The organism is Synechococcus sp. ROS8604 (assembly GCF_014279655.1).
Lineage (GTDB): Bacteria > Cyanobacteriota > Cyanobacteriia > PCC-6307 > Cyanobiaceae > Synechococcus_C.
In genome coordinates, this window is sequence record NZ_CP047946.1 from 2,110,214 (window position 1) to 2,130,738 (window position 20,525).

21 protein-coding genes are annotated in these 20,525 nt (G+C 57.1%); 12 read left to right on the forward strand and 9 right to left on the reverse strand.

What is annotated here, in order from left to right:
• Positions 1–17: 17 nt before the first annotated feature.
• Genes trxA through SynROS8604_RS11405 form a run of 4 tightly spaced genes read left to right on the forward strand, consistent with a single transcriptional unit; the run spans position 18 to position 3,269 of the window.
• On the forward strand, positions 18–344 hold the full coding sequence (trxA, locus tag SynROS8604_RS11390) for a thioredoxin (protein WP_006853487.1): 327 nt from the start codon (positions 18–20) through the stop codon (positions 342–344).
• Positions 331–1,524, forward strand: coding sequence for an aminotransferase class I/II-fold pyridoxal phosphate-dependent enzyme (locus tag SynROS8604_RS11395; RefSeq protein ID WP_186544074.1), 1,194 nt, complete (start codon positions 331–333; stop codon positions 1,522–1,524). Before trxA ends, SynROS8604_RS11395 begins: the two co-directional genes overlap by 14 nt.
• A complete protein-coding gene (locus SynROS8604_RS11400) occupies positions 1,503–2,306 on the forward strand; it encodes a biotin--[acetyl-CoA-carboxylase] ligase (protein WP_370586511.1) in 804 nt (267 codons plus the stop codon). The genes SynROS8604_RS11395 and SynROS8604_RS11400 overlap by 22 nt, the downstream gene beginning before the upstream one ends.
• Before the next feature lie 15 nt (positions 2,307–2,321).
• A complete protein-coding gene (locus SynROS8604_RS11405) occupies positions 2,322–3,269 on the forward strand; it encodes a M23 family metallopeptidase (protein ID WP_186544075.1) in 948 nt (315 codons plus the stop codon).
• A 5-nt stretch (positions 3,270–3,274) separates the two neighbouring features.
• Here the strand turns inward: SynROS8604_RS11405 and SynROS8604_RS11410 are convergent, their stop codons facing one another.
• From SynROS8604_RS11410 to SynROS8604_RS11420, 3 genes are read right to left on the reverse strand one after another with little or no spacing between them, the layout of a single operon-like run.
• Positions 3,275–4,027, reverse strand: a complete 753-nt coding sequence (locus SynROS8604_RS11410; protein WP_186544076.1) for a response regulator transcription factor — start codon at positions 4,025–4,027, stop codon at positions 3,275–3,277.
• A 17-nt stretch (positions 4,028–4,044) separates the two neighbouring features.
• The gene (locus SynROS8604_RS11415; protein WP_186544077.1) at positions 4,045–4,788 is read right to left on the reverse strand and encodes an ABC transporter ATP-binding protein; all 744 of its coding nucleotides are present in this window, start codon (positions 4,786–4,788) and stop codon (positions 4,045–4,047) included.
• Positions 4,781–6,352 (reverse strand): NAD(P)H-quinone oxidoreductase subunit N, encoded by a 1,572-nt coding sequence (locus SynROS8604_RS11420; protein ID WP_006853493.1) that lies wholly within the window; start codon positions 6,350–6,352, stop codon positions 4,781–4,783. Before SynROS8604_RS11420 ends, SynROS8604_RS11415 begins: the two co-directional genes overlap by 8 nt.
• 126 nt (positions 6,353–6,478) lie before the next feature.
• On the opposite strand from SynROS8604_RS11420, the gene topA reads away from it, so the two are divergent.
• The 5 genes from topA to SynROS8604_RS11445 are packed head-to-tail and all read left to right on the forward strand — an operon-like array spanning position 6,479 to position 12,576.
• Positions 6,479–9,196 carry a type I DNA topoisomerase gene (gene topA / locus SynROS8604_RS11425; RefSeq protein WP_186545957.1) on the forward strand — a complete coding sequence of 906 codons (2,718 nt, stop codon included), beginning with the start codon at positions 6,479–6,481 and terminating at the stop codon, positions 9,194–9,196.
• Positions 9,196–9,717 (forward strand): hypothetical protein, encoded by a 522-nt coding sequence (locus tag SynROS8604_RS11430; protein ID WP_186544078.1) that lies wholly within the window; start codon positions 9,196–9,198, stop codon positions 9,715–9,717. Before topA ends, SynROS8604_RS11430 begins: the two co-directional genes overlap by 1 nt.
• Before the next feature lie 5 nt (positions 9,718–9,722).
• Complete coding sequence (locus SynROS8604_RS11435; RefSeq protein ID WP_186544079.1) at positions 9,723–10,367, forward strand: DUF2232 domain-containing protein; 645 nt, start codon at positions 9,723–9,725, stop codon at positions 10,365–10,367.
• Complete coding sequence (locus SynROS8604_RS11440; RefSeq protein ID WP_186544080.1) at positions 10,339–11,556, forward strand: nicotinate-nucleotide--dimethylbenzimidazole phosphoribosyltransferase; 1,218 nt, start codon at positions 10,339–10,341, stop codon at positions 11,554–11,556. Before SynROS8604_RS11435 ends, SynROS8604_RS11440 begins: the two co-directional genes overlap by 29 nt.
• Before the next feature lie 9 nt (positions 11,557–11,565).
• Positions 11,566–12,576, forward strand: a complete 1,011-nt coding sequence (locus tag SynROS8604_RS11445; protein ID WP_186544081.1) for an ABC transporter substrate-binding protein — start codon at positions 11,566–11,568, stop codon at positions 12,574–12,576.
• Here SynROS8604_RS11445 and SynROS8604_RS11450 read toward each other — a convergent pair.
• Positions 12,565–13,722, reverse strand: a complete 1,158-nt coding sequence (locus SynROS8604_RS11450) for an aldo/keto reductase (RefSeq protein WP_186544082.1) — start codon at positions 13,720–13,722, stop codon at positions 12,565–12,567. The genes SynROS8604_RS11445 and SynROS8604_RS11450 overlap by 12 nt on opposite strands.
• Positions 13,719–14,315 carry a bifunctional nuclease family protein gene (locus SynROS8604_RS11455; protein ID WP_186545958.1) on the reverse strand — a complete coding sequence of 199 codons (597 nt, stop codon included), beginning with the start codon at positions 14,313–14,315 and terminating at the stop codon, positions 13,719–13,721. The genes SynROS8604_RS11450 and SynROS8604_RS11455 overlap by 4 nt, the downstream gene beginning before the upstream one ends.
• A 58-nt stretch (positions 14,316–14,373) precedes the next feature.
• Here SynROS8604_RS11455 and SynROS8604_RS11460 point away from each other — a divergent pair, with 58 nt between their 5' ends.
• Both SynROS8604_RS11460 and SynROS8604_RS11465 read left to right on the forward strand, forming a co-directional pair.
• On the forward strand, positions 14,374–15,036 hold the full coding sequence (locus SynROS8604_RS11460) for a riboflavin synthase (protein WP_186544083.1): 663 nt from the start codon (positions 14,374–14,376) through the stop codon (positions 15,034–15,036).
• Positions 15,037–15,121: 85 nt separating this feature from the next.
• Positions 15,122–15,712 carry an HdeD family acid-resistance protein gene (locus tag SynROS8604_RS11465; protein ID WP_186544084.1) on the forward strand — a complete coding sequence of 197 codons (591 nt, stop codon included), beginning with the start codon at positions 15,122–15,124 and terminating at the stop codon, positions 15,710–15,712.
• A gap of 52 nt (positions 15,713–15,764) precedes the next feature.
• Here the strand turns inward: SynROS8604_RS11465 and SynROS8604_RS11470 are convergent, their stop codons facing one another.
• From SynROS8604_RS11470 to SynROS8604_RS11485, 4 genes are all read right to left on the reverse strand, one after another.
• Entirely contained in the window at positions 15,765–16,172 is a 408-nt protein-coding gene (locus SynROS8604_RS11470; RefSeq protein WP_186544085.1) for an AbrB family transcriptional regulator, read from the reverse strand.
• Between the two features lie 96 nt (positions 16,173–16,268).
• Positions 16,269–16,871, reverse strand: a complete 603-nt coding sequence (locus SynROS8604_RS11475; protein WP_186544086.1) for a cytochrome c oxidase subunit 3 — start codon at positions 16,869–16,871, stop codon at positions 16,269–16,271.
• Positions 16,868–18,532 (reverse strand): cytochrome c oxidase subunit I, encoded by a 1,665-nt coding sequence (gene ctaD / locus SynROS8604_RS11480; protein WP_115070030.1) that lies wholly within the window; start codon positions 18,530–18,532, stop codon positions 16,868–16,870. Before ctaD ends, SynROS8604_RS11475 begins: the two co-directional genes overlap by 4 nt.
• The gene (locus tag SynROS8604_RS11485) at positions 18,529–19,353 is read right to left on the reverse strand and encodes a cytochrome c oxidase subunit II (protein WP_186544087.1); all 825 of its coding nucleotides are present in this window, start codon (positions 19,351–19,353) and stop codon (positions 18,529–18,531) included. Before SynROS8604_RS11485 ends, ctaD begins: the two co-directional genes overlap by 4 nt.
• A gap of 229 nt (positions 19,354–19,582) precedes the next feature.
• On the opposite strand from SynROS8604_RS11485, the gene SynROS8604_RS11490 reads away from it, so the two are divergent.
• On the forward strand, positions 19,583–20,515 hold the full coding sequence (locus SynROS8604_RS11490; RefSeq protein WP_186544088.1) for a heme A synthase: 933 nt from the start codon (positions 19,583–19,585) through the stop codon (positions 20,513–20,515).
• Positions 20,516–20,525: the final 10 nt, after the last annotated feature.

The window sequence follows — 20,525 nt, forward strand, 5'->3', positions numbered from 1 at the left end:
CAGTTCCAAAATCGCCCGTGTCTTCAGCTGTTTCCGACTTCACAGATGCAGCGTTCGAGCAGGAGGTGTTGGCTGCATCCACGACCGTTTTGGTTGACTTCTGGGCCCCATGGTGTGGCCCCTGCAGGTTGATGGCACCGTTGATGGACTGGGCTGCTGAGACCTACGCCGAACGCCTTTTGGTTGGAAAACTAGAAGTGGATGGCAATCCGATCACCCGCGATGGCTTCAAGGTTCAAGGCATTCCAACCCTGATCCTGTTCCGCAACGGCCAGGAAATCGCTCGACACGAAGGGGCCATTGCCCGTCCTCAGCTGCAAGCCTTCCTGGATGCTCACCTCTAAGCGTCTGGCCCGGCTCGGCAGCGGCGTGTTTGATCGCAACGATCAGCGCAAGCGCTTGTACCAGCTCGGGGACGCCCAACAACAGCAACCGCTGCTCGACCTTTCCCTGGGATGCACCGATCTGCTTCCCCCTCTGGCCGCCGTCCAGGCCATGGGGGACCTTCTGCAGGAGCCCAGAAGCGCGGCGTACTGTTTGCACGCGGCAACGGCCTCATTTCGAGAGGCCGCCGCGGCCTGGTGTGAGCAGCGTCTGGGTGTGGCGGTGGATCCTGAGCGAGAGGTTCTTCTCCTGGTTGGATCTCAAGAGGGAACCGCCCATTTACCCCTGACGGTGTTGGATCCAGGGGATCAAGCCCTGATTCTTGATCCGTCTTACCCCTCCCATCGCGGAGGCCTTGAATTAGCCGATGCCTCGATCCAGACCCTGCCCCTCACGCCGGAGCGAGCTTGGGCACCGGACTTCAAAGCGATGACAGAGAGTCAGTGGGATCAACTGCGTTTATTGATTCTGGGTTTTCCCCATAACCCCACAGCCTGCGTTGGCGAACAATCCTGGCTTGATGAAGCGATGCATCAGGGCCAACACCATGATCTGGTCATCGCCCACGACAATCCCTATCTAGACCTAGCGCTTGAGGGAGAAGCACCGTCCCTTTTGCGTTGTCCCCACTGGCGCGAACGCGGGATCGAATTCTTTTCGCTGTCCAAGGGGTGGTGCTTGGGGGGGTTTCGTCTGGCATTCGCCATCGGAGCCGAACCCCTGATTACGGCCTTGAGGCAAGCCAAAAGCGTGATCGATTTCAATCAATGTCAGGCGCTGCAGCAGGGAGCTGTTGTGGCCCTCTCGGAGCACGCTGATTGGCCAGCCAATCTCCTTCCCATCTATCGAGAACGGCGCGATCGCACGCGCGCTGCACTGGCTGCTCTTGGATGGTCGATCCCATTGCCAACCATGGCCCTTTATCTCTGGATGCCCCTCCCAGCCTGGGCCCGCTCAAAAGGATGGGGAGACGAGCAGATGGCCACTCAACTTCTGGAACATTGCGGGGTTGTGGTCACACCTGGCTCCGGGTTTGGAGAAGCAGGGCGTGATTGGCTACGCCTTGCCTTGGTCCGTCCAGCTGACGAACTTGAAGCGGCCGTTGCACGACTCGCTCCTTGGTGGCAGCAGCAGTGCTGAACCATCAGCTGCGTGCCGGAGGAGGGTTACTCCATCGCCTTCGCAGACATCAAGCTGAGGCTTGGAGGCTCCAATGCAAACCAGTTTGTGCCAGCACCGAACTGGAGTTGAACCACTGGCTTCAAGCGGTGCCCTGGCGCGGAGAATGGCCTCGAGCTGTTCTGGCCGATCATCAAACCAGAGGGCAGGGGCAGCGCGGCCGGCGCTGGGAGGCAGCCCGTGGAGGGGTCTGGATCAGTGCCGCCCTTCCCTGGGATGCAAGCGGCGGCCATGCCGACATGCTCGGGCTGATCGTGGCACTGGCCTTGGCTGAACGCCTGGAGCAAGAGGGTCTCCCCGTGCGAATCAAGTGGCCAAACGATCTCCTCATCGATTCGCGCAAACTGGCTGGAATGCTTCCTCGACTGGTGTTTCGTGGAGGCCGCTTGCGCATGGTGCGCATCGGCATCGGCTTGAATGTGGCCAATCCCAGTCCCATGGGGGCGGTTGCCCTGCGCGAGCTCCTGCCGCCTGGTCGTGCACGACGCGATTTTTGGGCGGTGGAGGTGTTAAGAGCCTTGGGTCGCGTCCAGACCCTGGCAAACCGTCCAGAGGTTGTGCGCCGTGGCATCGAAAACCGCCTTTGGACCCATCAGGTTCAGGATCCTCAGAGCGGGGAGACCTGGGACATTCAAGGATTGGCCTCGAATGGAGCACTGCAACTTTGCCAAGGAACCCGGACCGCCAGCTGGACCCGCTGGCCTGATGGCACCCTTGACAATCTCTACAATCTCGTCCAATAAGACGTTTGAAACGAAGTGGTTCTGCGCTGGCTTACTGCTCCCTTGCTGCTGACCCTGCCCTCTGCTCCTCAGACCCCTCAAGTCCTTCCCGGACCACAAGCCCCCCTCCTTCCTCCCGCTGAGCTTCGCGTCAAGCCACCCCAACGCTTTGATCGATCGCTGGAGTCCCTCGAACGCAACCAAATCATTACGCCCCAGGAGCGGCGAACGCTGGAGAGAGGAGCCGTCGCCAAGCCCATCGATGTGCCGCGCTTTCAGCAAGCCTGTCGTAGTGGCGCTCTGTCCAAGCGTGAATGTGCCACTGGCGTCGCCTTTCGCGGGCGTTCCAATCGCGCAACCTTCAGGCAAACGAATCGGCGCCTCGCGCCCATCGCCGTGCCGGTTTCTGCGCTTCTTGCAGGAGCCGGACATGGCTTTCGCTTGGAATCCGTCTTCTCCGTTTCGCCCAGACCTCTTGCGATCGCTGGCAATGGTGATCAGCGCCTGCTCTTTCCCATCATCGGCTCTGCCATCACCACAAGTGAATTCGGAATGCGCCAGCATCCCGTGATCGGCCAATGGTTGATGCATGCAGGAAAAGACCTGGCCGCCCCAGAAGGCACTCCTGTGATTGCGGCCCTCTCAGGCACGGTGATGAGTAGCGGACTCGCCGGGGGGTACGGCATTGCTGTGGAACTGGAGCACACGTCCCCCACACGGCGCACGCTCTACGGGCACCTTTCAGAGATCTACGTGAAATCTGGGCAAAAGGTCCAACAAGGTGAGGTGATTGGAAGGGTGGGAAGCACCGGCCTCAGCACAGGACCTCATCTTCATTTCGAACTGAGAGTGAAACAAGGGAATGGCTGGGTAGCCAAAGATCCCGGCGAACTCGATCTCAACCCAATCGCAGCGTCTGGCACTGATGCTGTTTCCTTGCTCGTGGGGCAACTTATGAACAGTCTCGAAAGGAATAAAGCCTGAGGTTATCAAGAGTCTGAGGAATGACTTTCGTCTCTTAAAATGAATCCAACACCTCGGACCGTGTGGATCAAATCCGGAAGATCTTTGCTTTCTACTTTTTGCCTTAAGTAACGTATATAAACGTCGAGCAAATTGTCATCTCCATAAAAATCATCTCCCCAAACACCCCTCATAATTTCAGATCTTTCCAACACCTTTCCACTGCCACGCATCAAAAAACAAAGCAGCTCATACTCCTTCACCGAAAGCTGAATCCTTTGCCCAGAACGATGCACATCCCTTGTCTGGGTGTTCAGCGTCAAACCTCCAACAGACAAGAATGTGGACTCGGCATCTCTGCCTTGTCCGGATCCTAAAAAGCCTTGCGCTCTGCGCTGCATCGCTCTCAAGCGAGCCATCAATTCTTCTATTGAAAAAGGTTTTACCAAATAGTCATCAACGCCAGCATCCAGAGCTTTAACGCGATCAGAAACATCATCGTGCCCCGTCAACATCAAGATCGGAGTCATTACTCCACTGCTGCGAATTCGCTGGCAAATATCTACGCCTGAAAAATCTGGAAGATTCCAATCCAGAATAATGAGATCAGGCTCGGGTTGACTTCTAGCTCTGATCAATCCGGTCGCGCCATCAGCTGCGACCTCAACCTCATAACCTTCAACGTCCAACTCCAATCGCAACAACTCCGTCAAACGGACTTCGTCATCCACAAGCAGAATTCGAATCGTTTGATCAGAGGGTTCTGACAACTGGGCCATTATCAAGCTTTATCAATTTACTGAGGGGAAGGCGTTTTAAGGCCTGGGTTAACGCGGTTTTCTGCCACGCGCTCGACTTTACCGTCGCGAAAGTGAATCACAGTCTGAGCACGCGCTGCCACATCGTCTTCATGGGTGACGAGAACGATCGTGATGCCTTGAGCGTGCAACTCATCAAACAAGTTCAAAACGTCGTTCGTCGTGCGTGAATCCAAGGCCCCGGTGGGTTCATCAGCGAGGAGGAGCGCTGGCTTGTTGATGATTGCTCTGGCGATAGCCACCCGCTGCTGCTGACCACCCGACAGTTGGTTGGGGCGATTCTGCATCCTTTGCCCAAGGCCAACCTGTTGCAGGGCTGCCCTAGCCCTTTTCTCCCGCTCCGATGGAGGGAGGCCGGCATAGATCATTGGCAGCATCACATTCTCCAGTGCTGTCGCATGGGGGAGGAGATGGAACTGCTGAAAGACAAAACCCAGTTCCTTATTGCGCAGATCGGCCAACGCATCGTCATCAAGCCGCTCCACAGCACTCCCATTGAGGCAGTAGGAGCCACTGGTGGGTCGGTCAAGACAGCCCAGAACATTCATCGCCGTGCTCTTGCCCGATCCACTCGCACCCATCACTGCCAAGTAATCACCACGCAGCACATCCAGATCAAGCCCATTGAGGGCTTTGACCTCCGTTTCTCCAGATCCATAGACCTTGCTGACATCTCGAAGCTGAGCCACCGATGGACGGGCTTCATCCAAGAGATCAGCCAAGGGACGCTCCCGAGGAGTTAGCAATCGCCTGCTGCAACAAAGGGGTGCCAGCCACCGTGCTGCTAGCCCATTCGAACAGAGGATTGGACAAGATTCCGCCCACTGCTGTCACCACGACACAGAGCACGAGCGCCACCCTCAACGGTGGAAGTCCGATCGTGCTCCAGTTAATCGGTGGATAGGCCTTCACAACGTCTGAAGCCTCTTGAGGCTCCTTCACCACCATCATCTTGATGACGCCGATGTAGTAATAAATCGAAATCACCGAAGTCACGAGGCCAACCACAACCAAGACGTACTGGTGGTCCGCCCAGCCCGCAAAAAACAAATAAATCTTCCCGAAAAAACCAAGCATTGGTGGAATGCCACCAAGGGAAAGGAGGCAGAGACTCAGGCCAAGGGTGATTAAGGGATCTTTCTGATACAGACCGGCATAGTCAGAAATTCTGTCGCTTCCCGTTCTGATCGAGAACAGGATGATGCAAGCGAATGCACCAAGGTTCATAAACAGATAGGTGGCCATGTAAAGCACCATGGCGGCGAAGCCGTCTTCCGTGCCGCACACCAGACCGATCATCACGAATCCGGCCTGCCCAATCGAGCTGTACGCCAGCATCCTCTTCATGGAGGTCTGGGCTAGGGCCACCACGTTGCCCAGCGTCATGCTGAGGATCGCCAAAACGGTGAAGAGGAGTTTCCATTGCGTGTCAAAACTTCCAAAACAGCCAACGAGAAGTCGCAGGGCTAGGGCAAAACCTGCAGCCTTCGAGCCCACGGACAAGAAGGCCACAACCGGGGTGGGTGATCCCTCGTAAACATCAGGCGTCCACTGGTGGAAAGGAACAGCTGCAATCTTGAAAGCCACCGTGGCGAGAACAAACACCAGCGCAAGAGCGGCCAATGGGGTGGGGCTGGTCACCAGAGCCGTACCGATCACTTCCAAGCTGGTTGAGCCACTCAGGCCGTACAGCAGCGACGCTCCGTAAAGGAACACAGCCGCCGCCGCTGAACCCACCAGGAGATATTTGAGCGCCGCTTCGGAACTTCGCGCATCACGCTTCATGTACCCGGATAACAGGTAACTGGCCACGGACAGCGTCTCGAGAGACACGAAAACGCTTACCAGATCTGTGGCACCGCAAAGGAACATTCCGCCCAAGGTGGCGGCCAGCAGGATGGCGGCATATTCCCCAACGGGCGTGCCACTTTGCTCGGCGTATCGCCAGCTGATCAGAAGCGACAGCAGGGTGGAGAGGGCAACAACAGCCCGGAACGCAATCGCGAGGTGGTCGGAAAGGAACGCCCCTAAGAACGAAGGTTCAAGGGGTTGATTCCACTGCAGAGCCAGCAGAACCAAAGCCGTCCCCAACCCCGCGTAGCAAATGGGTGGAACCCAGCGAACTGAAACTTTTTCCCCCGCTAGATCCACCAGCAACGTGGCAATCATGGCCACCAAAACAGCAGCCTCAGGCCCCACCGTGCCGGCATGCAAAGCGAGATTGAGCAGCTCTCCAGGAGCTGCCACGGCCTGGGTGGAGAGAAGCAGAGCACCCAACTCGGGCATGGCGAGTCTGGTAAAACCAATTGGAGGGACTGTAGCTGCGCTCCTGCTCTTCCCTGAGTGAATTCGCTGATTTCGCTGCAGAAAGCTCGGCGGTGCGATAAAGAAGGGGACGGTTACCGACCCCCCGTGGCGAACACCCTGGTCATCGTTGAAAGCCCCACCAAGGCGCGCACCATCCGTGGATTCCTCCCAAAGGGCTATCGGGTGGAAGCTTCGATGGGCCATGTGCGGGATCTGCCGAACAACGCAAGTGAGATCCCCGCAGCTCAAAAAGGTCAGAAGTGGGCCAACCTCGGAGTCAACACAGAGGCGAACTTTGAACCTCTTTATGTGGTCCCGAAGGACAAGAAAAAAATTGTGCGCGAGCTCAAAGACGCCCTGAAGGGCGTTGATGAACTGCTGCTGGCAACGGACGAAGATCGCGAAGGTGAAAGCATCAGTTGGCACCTGCTCCAGCTGTTGTCACCCAAGGTCCCCGTGAAACGAATGGTGTTTCACGAGATCACGAAAGAAGCGATTTCCAGGGCACTCGATGACACGCGTGAGCTCGATATGGAGCTGGTGCATGCCCAAGAAACCAGAAGAATTCTCGACCGATTGGTGGGGTACACCCTCTCGCCCCTGTTGTGGAAGAAAGTTGCTTGGGGGCTTTCGGCCGGACGTGTTCAATCCGTCGCTGTCCGACTGCTCGTGCAGCGAGAGCGAGCAAGACGCGCCTTCCGCAGTGGCAGCTACTGGGATCTGAAAGCTGCGCTCGAGCAGCAAAGCCTCCGCTTTGATGCCAAGCTCACCCACCTCGGCGGGACGAAAGTCGCCACCGGCACTGACTTTGATGAAAGCACCGGCGGCCTCAAACAGGGCAGCAAGGTGCGTCTCCTGAGCGAAGACGACGCTCGCTCCCTGTCGCTTGGCCTGAAATCGTCGGACTGGACCGTCTCCTCGGTCGAGGAAAAGCCCACGGTGCGCAGGCCCGTTCCGCCGTTCACAACCAGCACCCTGCAGCAGGAATCGAATCGCAAATTGCGTCTCTCCGCGCGCGAGACGATGCGCTGCGCTCAGGGCCTCTACGAACGCGGTTTCATCACCTACATGCGCACCGATTCGGTGCATCTCTCCGATCAAGCCATTACGGCGGCTCGCAGCTGTGTGGAATCGCGCTACGGCAAGGAGTATCTGAGCAAGGGGCCCAGGCAGTTCAGCACCAAGTCACGCAATGCCCAGGAAGCCCATGAGGCGATCCGACCTTCAGGTGAGAGCTTCCGCGCTCCGTCCGAAACAGGCCTCGAAGGGCGTGATCTGTCTTTATATGAGCTGATTTGGAAGCGCACAGTTGCCAGCCAAATGGCCGAAGCCCGGCTCACCATGCTCGCGGTGGATCTCACCGTGGGAGAAGCCGTGTTCCGCTCCAGTGGAAAACGCATTGATTTCCCTGGCTTTTTCCGCGCCTACGTCGAGGGCAGCGACGATCCTGATGCCGCGTTGGAAGGCCAGGAAGTGTTGTTGCCGGCCCTGAAAATTGGGGACTCACCCAAGGTTCATGACGTCGAAGCGCTCGGACACCAAACCCAGCCGCCTGCTCGTTTCAGCGAGGCCTCCCTGGTGAAAATGCTGGAGAAAGAGGGGATCGGTCGTCCCTCCACCTACGCCAGCATCATCGGCACGATCGTGGATCGAGGCTATTCCTCGCTCAACAACAATTCGCTCACCCCAAGTTTCACAGCCTTTGCCGTAACCGCTCTGCTGGAAGAGCATTTTCCTGATCTGGTGGATACCGGGTTTACGGCCCGCATGGAAACCACGCTGGATGAAATCTCCACCGGGAAAGTGCAATGGCTGCCCTACTTGAATGGATTTTTCAAAGGCGACCAAGGACTTGAGTCCTTGGTCCAAAAACGCGAGGGAGACATCGACCCGGGAGCATCACGCACGATCGACCTCGAAGGCTTGCCTTGCGTCATCAGGATCGGGCGATACGGCGCTTATCTCGAATCCAAACGCGTTGGTGACGACGGAGAAGAGGAGCTGATCAAGGCGAACCTGCCTAAGGACGTGACCCCAGGAGAACTGGATCACGAACAAGCAGAGCTGATCCTGAAGCACAAAGCCGATGGTCCAGAAGCACTCGGCGAGGATCCAGAAACGGGCGATCTGGTTTACCTGCTCTTCGGCCAATACGGGCCCTACGTGCAGAAAGGTCAGGTCAGCGACGAGAATCCCAAGCCGAAACGGGCCTCCTTGCCGAAAGGGGTGAAGCCCGAAGATCTGAAGCTGGATGATGCGCTCGGACTCCTGCGCTTGCCCCGTCTCCTGGGCGAACATCCAGAGAGCGGCAGGGTTCAGGCTGGCTTGGGTCGCTTTGGCCCCTACGTGGTTTGGGACAAGGGGAAAGGCGAAAAGGACTATCGCTCCCTCAAGGGCGATGACGACGTGCTCGCCGTTGGGCTGAGCCGAGCCCTGGAACTGCTCGCCATGCCAAAACGTGGACGCGGGGGAAGGACGGCGCTCAAGGATCTTGGAAAACCGGAGGGAAGCGAAGAGACCGTGCAGGTCTTTGATGGCCCCTACGGCCTTTACGTGAAGCAGGGAAAAGTGAATGCGTCATTGCCGGAAGGCAAAGGCGCCGACGACATCACCTTGAAAGAAGCCATCGAACTCCTCGATGCCAAAGCCGCTACCAAAAAAACGTCACGACGCAAAACCTCAACGGCCAAAACCACCACCAAGGCCAAAAGCACCGCCAAAGCCAAGACCGCCAAACCTGCTGCCCGTAAAGCGCCGGCAACGACCAAAACCGGGCGTCTTCGCGCAAGTGCCGTGCGCGTCATCCGTCCTGGTGACGCTTAATGCGCGCGCGGTGGTTGCTGATGCCGCTGCTGCTTGCCTTGCAGGCCTGCTCAGGTACCACCTTTGGGGAGAGGCTTGCCGATAGCTTCGATTCACCAGCCGCACCCGCCGCGGCCGAGGAGACAGCAAGTTCCAAGGTGAAGCAGGAAGCAAAATCCGCAGTAAAGGAGCAGGAGAGAGCTGAAGACCAGCCCGTCAAAAACAAGGCGACAGCTGCAAAAACACCTGAAGCGAAAACATCCGAAGCGAAAACATCGGAGCCGGAAGACGAGGAGACAGATCCTTCGGAAGCGAAGACTCCGCAGGAAAAGACCAACGTCCAACCCAACCCAATACCCGCCGAGCCTCGGCCCTATCGCATCACAATTCGATTGGCTGCCGCTGATCCTGCAGCACCAGCGGAAAGTGTCACGGATGCCTTACGCCGCGCCGGAATTAGCTTCGAAGTCGAAACGATTGAGAAAATCCCTTCGCTTCAAACCTCAAAAAAAGCCGCTAGCGACAGCCCAGGACAGCTTTAAACGTGATGGAACCGCAACTCAGCCGTCGACAGGCTCTACGCATGATGGAGGCCTCTTACCTCGCGGCGGCGGCAGCCTTGATTTGGCTGGCTCTGTATTACCTGCCGATCGGTGGAGCCCTGTTCCGTCTTGCCCTCCCTCTGCCCCTGGCGCTGCTTCTCGTGCGTCGGGGCAGTCGGGCTGGGCTGGAAGGAGTCATTGTAGCGATTCTGCTGCTGGTGGTGCTGATGGGTCCTCTGCGCGGGCCGCTGATGCTGTTTCCCTACGGAATGCTGTCGCTCTGGCTCGGGTGGTGCTGGCAGAAAAAGGTGAGCTGGTGGATCAGCTGGGGGCTTGGTGTCGTCATTGGAGCTGCTGGATTTCTCGTGAGGGTGGTCGCGCTGTCCCTGATGGTGGGCGAGAACCTTTGGGTCGTGATCACCAGAGCCGGAGCCGGACTGCTCGATCGTGTCCTCGAGTTGCTGCAGCTGCCCCTCGCCCCAGATCTGCTGTTGGTGCAAGCCATGGCCATCACGCTCGTTGTGGTGCAGCAGCTGGTTTATGTGCTGGCTCTCCACGCTTTGGCCTACTGGATCTTTCCCCGTCTCCAAGCTCCGATTCCTGAACCTCCTCCCCTGCTCCATGGCCTGGTCGCCCTCGACCCTCTTTGAGCACCCGGCGGGATGCACCCGCCTTTCCGGTCCAGCATCGGAGTTTTGGTCGGGTGCTATCCACCGCTTTTGGTCTGATCCCGAACCCGCTCCCGATCTTTTACTCCTGCTGTCCTCCACGTTGACCGCAGAGGTGGAGGGCATCTCTGCCGCGGGTGCCACCTCGGAATCACGCCGCTACACCGCGATTGCTGACGCTGAGTTGCTGCTGTATGGGCCCTCACATCGGCCTCGCTGGCCATTGCCGCCCCTTCCCGCCGGCGTCTCACCAGCGTTGATCAGTTGGGTGGCTGCGGAGGCGGTCAAGATTCAGCCCTGGGTGGGTTCGATCGGACTGTCCAAGATGCCTCCCTTCGCGCATCTGCACTTTGAGAATTCTGAGCTTGGTCCAGCCGCATGCATCAGCAGCGGGCAGGCCATGACACCTCAGAGAGTCATGCAGCTGCTCAACCAAGGCCAACGGTTCGGTGAACGTTTGCGCCACCCGCTCGTGCTTGCTGAATGTGTCCCCGGAGGGACCACCACAGCGTTAGCTGTTCTTTGCGGTCTTGGCGTTCCCGCCCATGACCTGATCAGCGGGAGTGCCATCCATCCTCCGATGGCCTTAAAACGAGACCTGGTGCGTCAGGGGCTGCAATCGGCAAAGCTCAGCGCAACACCTTCCGCTCAGGAGCTCTTAGCTGCCGTGGGAGATCCTTTTCAGGCCTTTGCGACCGGGTTACTGATCGGATCGCTCAAGAGCCGTCAACCCCTCCTCTTGGCTGGGGGCAGTCAGATGGCGACCGTGCTGGCACTCGCCCTCAACATGGTGTCGACCAAACAGCGCCGCTTGCTTTGCAAGCAAGTGCTGATTGGCACAACCGCCTGGTTGGCTGGGGAAGTGCTCACGCCCAGCGGGAGTAAACGCGCATCCCTGGTCGAGCTGCTGGCATTACTGGAAAATCATTTCGATGTTTCCATCTGTGCGTTAGCAACTGGCCTGCGCTTTCAGGGCAGTCGACACCTCGCGCTGCGTGATTACGAGCTCGGACACGTGAAAGAGGGCGTGGGTGCCGGAGGCCTCGCCTTGCTTGCGCAGCTGCGTGGACTGTCCTTGGAGCGCATCAGCCAGGCGTGCGACAACGCCATGGATCAATTGCTCGAATCCAAGCGCAAACAGCAGGAATCTCCAAGGGATCCCGCCCCGTAAGGTTTGAGAATGATCGGCCCATCTGCTCAGCCCGTTTCCTTTCGCCGGCGACAGCTGCTTCAGGCCGGCTTGATTGCCGGACTCTCCTGGCTCACAGGCTGTGCGCGGTCGAATGATTCGCCTCTCTTGCGGGCCCCGAGGAAGAGCCTGCCTGCCCTGTGGCAAAAGCAACTCAAGGCGCCCTGGCGCATTGCAGACCTGGAAGCGATCAACAGCTCCGCCCCCCCGTGGCTGTCGTCCACCGATCTGCTCACCATTGGGGATGGTTGGTTATCACGTCTGGATCCGGGATCGTTTCAAGCCATTGATGCCGCCCCTCTTCAAGCGCAATTAGGACCGGCATCAGAGCGGTTTCTGTCTGAATTACCTAGCGACTGGAAAGGCAAAATTTTTCCGGTGGGCGTCAGCCCCTGGGTGATGCTGTTTCGAGGAGAGCCAGCCCTCAAACGCCAAGCAGCCAACAGCTGGGATGTTCTGCTCCAGCCTGAACTGAAAGGCAACGTTCTGTTGCCGTCGAGCCCGCGGCTGGTGATGTCGCTGGCAGAGCACATGCAGAGCCCTGATGCCCTCCGAAGCCTCAAACAGGCAGCGATCAGTTTTGATGATCGCCATGCCCTCAACTGGTTGCTGCAAGGCGATGCACAAGTGGCCGTGCTGCCTCTCCAACGCTGCATGGCAGCACTGCTTCGGGATCAAAGGCTGCATGCAGTGCTGCCTGCGCAGGGTGCGCCCCTGAACTGGACCGTGATGCTGCGCCCTCGTTCAAGCAAAGAGCCCCTCCCTCAGGACTGGGTCGAGAAGGCCTGGGAAGAGCCACTGCTGAGTCGGATGCTCTCGGCAGGCTGGGTTCCGCCCCTGGCTCGTTCCCAACTCAGCACTGCCATGTCGCGGGTGCCAAAACGGCTTCGCACCCTGGTTCTTCCCTCCGAGGAGATCTGGCAACGCTGCTGGAATCTTGCCCCTCTGGATCCGTCAGAACAGGAGGCGTTGAAAGCCAAGTGGCAGGCCTTAACCCCATAGACGTCGTCGAGGGGCCGCGGCCAAGAGCTGATGGGTCTCCGCCAAGAGATCAGGAATCGCTAGTTGATGGGGACAACGGGGCAGGCAATCCCCGCAGGTCTCACAGCCTTCGGCGTTGACCTCCTCCCACCAGTGGCCAGCGCGCCCAATCAAGTTGTAACGCTCTTCTGTGAACTCCTGCAGGTCGTGAGCAAGTCGCAGGTTGCGCAGTCGCAACAACTCGGGAATGGGCACCTCCTTCGGACAGGGGAGACAGGCACGGCATTGATGGCAAAGCGTGTCTCCAAGCCGCTGCTGCCGCAACTGTTCGAGACGAATCACAGCCGTCTGCTCTGCAGGGGTGAGCGCCCCATCACTGCTGGCCATGGAGGCGGCCAGGTTGAGATCGCTCGGGCGGCTGGCCCCAACCGTCAGGGTGCTAATTCCGGCAGCTAAGAGGTAGCGGTAAGCAAGAGCAAGGGGGTCCCAAGGCTGGCAATCGGCCTTCAGCCGTGAGCTTGGTGCCTGCAAACGGCCCCCCTTATCGGCGGGGGAGATCGCCATCACTCCCATCCCTGCATCCAGCGCTTCCAACGCCAAGGGAAGCCGGGCTGGATCCAAGAGATGGAGATGCAGGCTGCAAAACCGAAACCTCCCCGTTGAGATCGCACGAGCGATCAGTGCATTGGAGCCATGGCTGCTGAAGCCAACTTGACCCACAAGCCCTGATCTCAACGCCCAGTCCAAGAGCCTTGCTCCCTCTCCTTCAACCGCCCAATGCAGGTGTTTCTCTCGATTCAGGCCATGAACTGCCAAGCCATGCAGAAAGGGGCGTCCCAACCGTTCAAGGCACGCAGATAAGGCGCGTTTCCCTTGTTCCAAAGACAGGCCTGGAAGGAGTTTGCTGGTGATTAACCACCCCCCTTCAGGAACGATCCCTTCCTGAGCCAGCTGATCCAAAGCCTGCCCCAAAAAGGTTTCAGCAGGGCCATAGGCGGGTGCCGTCTCCAAGTGATTGATCCCAGCGGCATGGGCTGCCCGCAAGACGGCAAGCATTTGGGCACGATCTTGCAAAGCACGCATCGTCCCAAGGGTGAACAAGCTCACCGCTGGACCCGTACCAAACGCACGACGAATCCCAGCACCATCCAAAGGCTCTGTGGTCATTCCAGAGGAGTGTCCTCGTTTGTTTCCTCGTCCTTGGGTTGTCTGGACTGCAGGTGGCGGACCATGGCGGCAGGGCTGACCTGATCTAAAAATCGACGAAACTCGGTGCGATCCTCTGCATCCGCTTCTGCATCCACAGCGATCGAGGCTTCAGCAACGACTTCCTCCAACATCCAAATGCTGCTGCCAGTGCGGATGGCAAGCGCAATGGCATCACTGGGCCTGGCATCGATGTTCAGGAGATCGTCCCCTGTCTGCTGCTCCTCGATCGGCTCATAGTCTGCGGAATCTTCCATCTCATCGACTGGTGCGTCGTGGCTGAGTTTCAACACAGCGCGAAAGGTGCTGTCTTCAATCGCATGGATGATGACCCGTTCGAGGTGCAGCTCACCGGCAGCCAACAAGCTCACCATCAAGTCATGGCTTAAGGGGCGAGGTGAGGGCTCTCCATTCAATCCAGCCATGATGTTGTGGGCCTGGGCCTGATCGATCCAGATCGGCACTTGGCGCCGTCGAGATGGATCGCGAAGCAAAACGATCGGACTGCGACTGGCGGCATCTAGCGCAATGCCGATCACGCTCATTTCCACCATCGACGGCTCTCCCCCCCTTCCTCGATTATGACCAGTGAACACACGCTGAAGGCGCAGCATGTTCACGGGTCTGGTGCAAGCTGTTGGTCGGATTGAGCGCCGCGGCAGTGGCCTCGTCGTGAGTGGCTGCAATCCATTCGCGCCCCTGCAGCTTGGAGACAGCGTCGCCGTTGATGGCGTCTGTCTCACGGTGGCGGCACTGGTGGGCGATGGGTTTCTTGCCAATGTCAGCGAAGAAACGCTGCAACGAAGCACCCTCGGACGCAAGGCCTCAACAGGCGGGGCGGTCAATTTGGAGCCAGCCCTACGCCTGTCCGATCGCCTTGGCGGGCATCTGGTGAGTGGTCATGTCGACAGCATCGGCGAGGTGCTGGCCATCGAAGCCCTCAGCCAATCCTGGAATCTCGAGTTGCGCTGGAGAGATGCCGCCTATGGCCGCTACATCTGTGAGAAAGCCAGTGTGGCCGTGAATGGCATCAGCCTCACGGTGGCAGGGTGTTCGGATGCAGGCGCACGATTTTGGATCGCCGTGATTCCTCACACCTGGATGGCCACAGCCTTGCGCGATCTCGCACCCGGGGATGAGGTGAATTTAGAAATCGATCTGCTTGCTCGCTACACGGAACGCCTGCTCGACCACTCGCGGGAAGGCACTCCATCCGCCGGGGGCAAACACAGTTCTATGAGCGCTGAGTGGCTCGCCGCCCACGGTTGGAGCTGAGGCTTGAAGCTGAGGGAACATCACAAAAACCGGTCAGATCCTCGGGGAATCAATACCTTTCGTGAGTGTCTCTTTTGCAACGTTCATGACCGCTGACGATCGTCCCGATTCCCTCGGGACTTTTAAAGCTTTCGCCATCGCCGAAGGCATTCTGCTGATGATCTTAGGAGTGATTGCCCTGATTTTTCCGGTGCTTGCATCCGTATGGGTCACCGGAGTGATCGCCGTTGTCTTTCTCGTTGGAGGTGTCGTGGGGTGGATCAGCAATCTGGCCCGTTCCAAACGCATGGGCCGCTGGATTTGCTTTTGGCGATTAGTGGTTTCAACCTTGTTCATCGTTGCGGGTGCATCGATGCTCAGCAGTTTCGACAGCGCTGCAGCGCTTAAGGATCAAGTCATCTCCCTATCACTAGTGGTAGGGATCGTGTTTCTTGTTGAGGGTGTGGTGGCCTTTTTCAACGGCCTTTCTCATAGCAACCGTCCTGGAGCGGGCTGGGCCGTGGCCAACGGCGTGATCACCTTCATTCTTGGTCTGTTGATCGTGACGCTGAATTCCTGGAACTTGGTTTGGGTGCTGGGAATGCTCGTGGGGATCAGCTTGCTTTTCAGCGGCATTGATCTGATTGCCTTTAGCTCAACCATTCACAACGATCAAGATCCACCAGCTGCTGCGTGATCACCACGCAGCCAGGCTCTTTAGGCCAGTGAGCGCAAGGGCCCGGGTTTCATCAACCTGGGTCTTTTTTTGCAGCTTGATCAGCACTCACCTCTGCAACCTTGAGCTCCTCGTTGTTCATTGGCAGTAGCCAGATGGAACGGGAGTCTTGACGCAATTCAATCCGAAACTCTTGGCCGGGCTCTAGGCCAAGGCGACGGGTGCAGGCATGACCGATCAGCAGATTTCCATTGCCATGAACCCGGGTCTTGAATTCGGCTTGGCGACCTCTCGTTCCACCCCCACCACCAGAACTGGAGGAGGGAAGCTTGTAGCCCTTCGCTTCCACTAGGGCTTTGTAAAAGCCCTTGCGTAGAACTCGACCACTGGGGCCGACATACCCGCATCCACGGGCAATTTCGTCTTCAGAGCGATTGCTGAGTGACCGGGCCCTGTTCAGCAATTCCTGGCCAGTGAGCATCTAACTCAAGAAATTTGATTTAATTCTGACCATAACGCTCATACCAAGCAACAAAAGTATCGAAATAACATGAGAGGCAAGAGCGACCAAGCTTGCTCAGATGAGATAGAGAATCACAAATAAGACCACCCAGATGCCGTCAACGAAGTGCCAATAGAGCTCTGCGGCTTCCAAGGGAAAGTGATTATCAGCGCTGACGCGTCCCTCAGGAGTCCGACATTGCCACCACACGATCAAAATCATCAGTGCGCCCAGGGTCACATGCAACCCATGGAAGCCAGTGAGAGCGTAGAAAGTGCTGGCATAGAGGTTGTCAGTCAAGCCAAATGGCAAGGTGAAATACTCCACCATCTGACTCGCCAAAAAGGCCAAGCCCAGAGCTGCCGTCAGCAGTAACCAGCTTCTGCAACGTTGCATCTCACTTCGGCGCAGATTGACACCAGCGCGATGGAAGGTGGCGCTACTGACAAGCAGGAGAATGGTGTTCAGGGTTGGAAGCGGAAGTTCCAACTCATAGACAGCACCAGGCAGGAGAGGATTAACAGCCTTAAACGTGAGATAGGCAGCGAAAAAGCCTGCAAATGTCATCGCGTCAGCCACCAAGAAGGTGGCTAGGCCAAACATGCGGTGGTCGGGATGGCTTTCTTCGTGATGCTCCTGAATCTCAACAGCTTGATCTTGGGGGGAAAGGGAAGTCATCGGCCGCTGCTCCATAAATCACTGCCACTGGCGTCTTTCAAGTCGATCTTGTCCGCTGGGATTCCATATCCATAGGGGTGAGTGACCAAAGGAGGCTCACCTTTCCAGTTCTCTACAGGAGGCGGAGAGCTGGTCAACCATTCAGGGGTTAAGGCTCGCCAAGGGTTGTCTCCAGCAATTTGGCCTGAGCGTGCACTCACGAACACGTTCCAAAGGAAGGGCAAGGTGCTGAGGGCCATCAGCAGGGCGCCAACACTGCTGATCTGATTCACAAACGCAAATTGGGGGTCGTATTCAGCAACACGCCTAGGCATGCCGTTGAGACCAAGCCAATGCTGGGGAGCAAAGCAAAGATTGAATCCAATAAACGTCAACAAGAAATGAAAACGTCCGAGATTTTCATCCAGCATCCTCCCCGTGACTTTTGGAAACCAGTGATACACAGACGCGAAGATCACAAAAACCGAACCCCCATAGACAATGTAGTGGAAGTGAGCGACTACGAAATAGGTGTCATGAACATGAACGTCAAAAGGCACTTGCGCAAGCGCTACACCAGTAATCCCGCCCAACACAAAGTTGATAATAAAACCGCAAGAGAACAGAACAGCGCTATTAAGACTGATTTTTCCTCCCCACAAAGTGGCTAACCAGTTAAAGAATTTAATTCCGGTGGGAACGGCAATAAAGGCCGTGGCAATGGTGAAAAACAGGCGCATCCATGGAGGCGTGCCGCTGGTAAACATGTGATGGGCCCAAACAACAAGCCCAAGAACCACGATTGCCATAATCGAATACACCATCGTGGTGTACCCAAAAAGAGGCTTCCGGCAATGAATCGGAAGGATTTCACTCACCAAACCAAAGGCCGGCAACACCATAATGTAGACGGCTGGATGCGAATAAAACCAGAAGAGGTGTTGATAAACAACAACGTTTCCACCCATGCCTGGATTAAAGAATCCCGTATGAGCAACGATATCGAAGCTCAGAAGAATCAAGGTACCTGCGAGAACGGGCGTGGATAAAACAACGAGAATGCTCGTTCCAAGCATTGCCCAGCAGTACATCGGCAATTGCATCAGCTTCAATCCAGGCCGACGCAATTTCAGAATGGTGGCAATGAAATTAATTCCGCCAAAGATGGAACTTCCACCAAGCAATAGAACGCTCAGGATCCAAATAATCTGTCCACTCGCAGGAGTCGTCAGACTGAGGGGTGGATAAGCTGTCCAGCCTGACTGTGCCGCGCCGGTAATAAAGTAACTGGTGATCAGAAGTAGACCAGCAGGGGGAATCAACCAAAAAGCAACAGCATTCAGCCTTGGGAAAGCCATGTCCCTGGCCCCCACATAGAACGGAATCAGATAATTGCCAAATGCACCATTCACCACCGGGACGATCCAGAGAAAGATCATCACAGTGCCGTGCAGGGTCAGGACCTGGTTGTAAACATCCCGGGGCATAAAATCAGCTACCGGGCTTGTCAGCTCTGTGCGAATAGCGCCAGCCAGGGCACCACCAATCAGGTAAAAAGCAAAGCCACACACCAAATATTGAAGCCCGATCACTTTGTGATCGACGCTAAAACTGAGGTAGCGAAGCCACCCAGTTGGTTGCAAGGAGGGGGGTTTGCTTTGCTGGGGAAGAGTAAGTGTCATGCCTCAGATACAGGGAGCTTGCGATTGGCTTGGAACCAGGCGTCGTAGTCGTCGGCCGACTCAACCACCACTGTGGAGCGCATTCCACCGTGATAGGGGCCGCAAAGTTCTGCGCAAACCACTGGGTAACGCCCTGGACGGGTGGGAGTGAAATTGAGCAAGGTTGGCTGGCCTGGAATGATGTCCTGCTTGAGCCTGAATTCTGGAACCCAGAATGCATGGATCACATCTTTAGCCTCCATTTTCAATGAAACAGGTCGTCCTGATGGAACATGCAATTCTCCAGAGATAATGTCGCCTTCGGGATAGTGGAAGAGGAAGGCAAATTGCATCGCCGTGACCTCAACAGGAAGAGGCGCTCCAGCCATTTCAGAACTCGCTTGCATTGCCCCTGCTGTGCCAATTCCTCCCCAAACCCTTTCTTCTGTGGCTTGAGAGTCACCGTGGCCCCCATGTCCAAGGGGAACCATTCCCCCCATTCGTTCGTAGATGTCGTAGCTGAATAAACCCACGAACAGGACAACGATGGCTGGGACAGCCGTCCAAAAAATCTCCAGCGGCAAATTGCCTTCCAGTGCAATCCCGTCACCAATCTGTCCAGCTTTGCGGCGGAAACGAACAAGGCTGAATACCACCAGCCCAACGATTCCCACAAACAAAATTGTACCGATGCTGAACAGAACACGAAACAGTTCGTCGTAAATGGGTGCATTGACGCTGGCATCAACAGGAAGAAGGTTGATGTTTTGGCCAATCCACAATCCACCCAGCACAAGGATCATTCCCAGCACAAGAGTGAGAATCGCCGAGGGGATAGGCACGAAACTCCTGGTACATCTCCCTTAAGACTATGGAGATCCCGAGCCTTCTTCATGCCGTGATTGTTAAAGCAGCCTGTAGTTCCTGCTAACACAGCTGTTTCAGGGCGTTGTTGTCAGCAAAGGGAGATTTTGGCGCCCATAAAAATGTCGGAGACCTGTAAATAGCGTGCCGCTTCAGATCAGATCGCTAGTTTCCAAAAATAAACCGCGTGATTAGGAGGAACAGTCGTTGACTTCATCGGCAACAGTTCCGATTCGTTTGCGCCTGGCGCAACTCGCAGCTCACCTGGTCGTGGCTCTGATTGCTCTAGTGGTGATTGGAGGAGCAACCCGTGTCATGGAGGCCGGGCTGGCCTGTCCTGATTGGCCTCTCTGTTACGGGAGCCTTCTTCCTGGACGCCAGATGAACCTCAAGGTGTTCTTGGAGTGGTTCCACCGCCTAGATGCCTTTGTTGTAGGCGTCGCCCTGCTCGTCCAGCTCGGTGCCGCCTGGTTCTGGAGGAAGGAATTGCCGCGTTGGTTCCTGCCTCTGTCCTTCCTTTTGGTCCTGTTAGTGGTTCTTCAGGGAGGCCTCGGGGCCCTAACCGTGCTTCAACTGCTCCCCTCATCGGTGGTGACAGCCCATCTCGTTCTGGCGTTGACCCTGGTCATCGTGATGAGCGGACTCACCCAAAGGCTGCTGCACACCGGATCGAAAGATGCTGCCGCCCCTCGCTGGTGGCCCTTTCTTGGCGGAATCAGCCTGGCAGCCGTTTCAGGCCAATGCCTGCTCGGAGGGCGGATGGCCAGCTCATGGGCGGCCCAACGTTGCTTGCAGGAAGGTCAGTCCTGCCAATGGCTTCATTGGCATCGCAGTGCCGCAACCCCAGCTGCGATTTGCGTCCTGCTTTTCGTTGCAACAGCTCTGATCGCCGGCGGCTGGGCTCGTCAGCAATGGCCCCTCCTGATCACAGCCACCCTGCTGGTCTCAACCCAAATCGGTTTGGGAGTTCTCACCTTGCGGCTTGGTCTGAGCCAGCCAGCGGTGACGGTGGGTCATCAACTCGTTGCCTGTCTGCTCGTGGCCGTCCTCGCGGCTCTCACCTGGAGACGCCCGTCAGCACCCGACTCCCCTCTCACGATCGCTCGCGATTCTTCAACCCTGGAGCCCTGTCATGGCTAGTTCAGCTTCC

Excerpts from the sequence above, each read along its gene's own strand:
- SynROS8604_RS11445 (WP_186544081.1), top strand. The coding sequence starts at position 11,566 with ATGATCGGCCCATCTGCTCAGCCCGTTTCCTTTCGCCGGCGACAGCTG.
- SynROS8604_RS11420 (WP_006853493.1), bottom strand. The coding sequence starts at position 6,352 with ATGCCCGAGTTGGGTGCTCTGCTTCTCTCCACCCAGGCCGTGGCAGCT.
- SynROS8604_RS11395 (WP_186544074.1), top strand. The coding sequence starts at position 331 with ATGCTCACCTCTAAGCGTCTGGCCCGGCTCGGCAGCGGCGTGTTTGAT.
- SynROS8604_RS11465 (WP_186544084.1), top strand. The coding sequence starts at position 15,122 with ATGACCGCTGACGATCGTCCCGATTCCCTCGGGACTTTTAAAGCTTTC.
- SynROS8604_RS11450 (WP_186544082.1), bottom strand. The coding sequence starts at position 13,722 with ATGACCACAGAGCCTTTGGATGGTGCTGGGATTCGTCGTGCGTTTGGT.
- SynROS8604_RS11435 (WP_186544079.1), top strand. The coding sequence starts at position 9,723 with ATGGAACCGCAACTCAGCCGTCGACAGGCTCTACGCATGATGGAGGCC.
- SynROS8604_RS11410 (WP_186544076.1), bottom strand. The coding sequence starts at position 4,027 with ATGGCCCAGTTGTCAGAACCCTCTGATCAAACGATTCGAATTCTGCTT.
- SynROS8604_RS11455 (WP_186545958.1), bottom strand. The coding sequence starts at position 14,315 with ATGGTGGAAATGAGCGTGATCGGCATTGCGCTAGATGCCGCCAGTCGC.
- SynROS8604_RS11470 (WP_186544085.1), bottom strand. The coding sequence starts at position 16,172 with ATGCTCACTGGCCAGGAATTGCTGAACAGGGCCCGGTCACTCAGCAAT.
- ctaD (WP_115070030.1), bottom strand. The coding sequence starts at position 18,532 with ATGACACTTACTCTTCCCCAGCAAAGCAAACCCCCCTCCTTGCAACCA.
- SynROS8604_RS11460 (WP_186544083.1), top strand. The coding sequence starts at position 14,374 with ATGTTCACGGGTCTGGTGCAAGCTGTTGGTCGGATTGAGCGCCGCGGC.
- SynROS8604_RS11475 (WP_186544086.1), bottom strand. The coding sequence starts at position 16,871 with ATGACTTCCCTTTCCCCCCAAGATCAAGCTGTTGAGATTCAGGAGCAT.
- SynROS8604_RS11440 (WP_186544080.1), top strand. The coding sequence starts at position 10,339 with ATGGCCTGGTCGCCCTCGACCCTCTTTGAGCACCCGGCGGGATGCACC.
- SynROS8604_RS11430 (WP_186544078.1), top strand. The coding sequence starts at position 9,196 with ATGCGCGCGCGGTGGTTGCTGATGCCGCTGCTGCTTGCCTTGCAGGCC.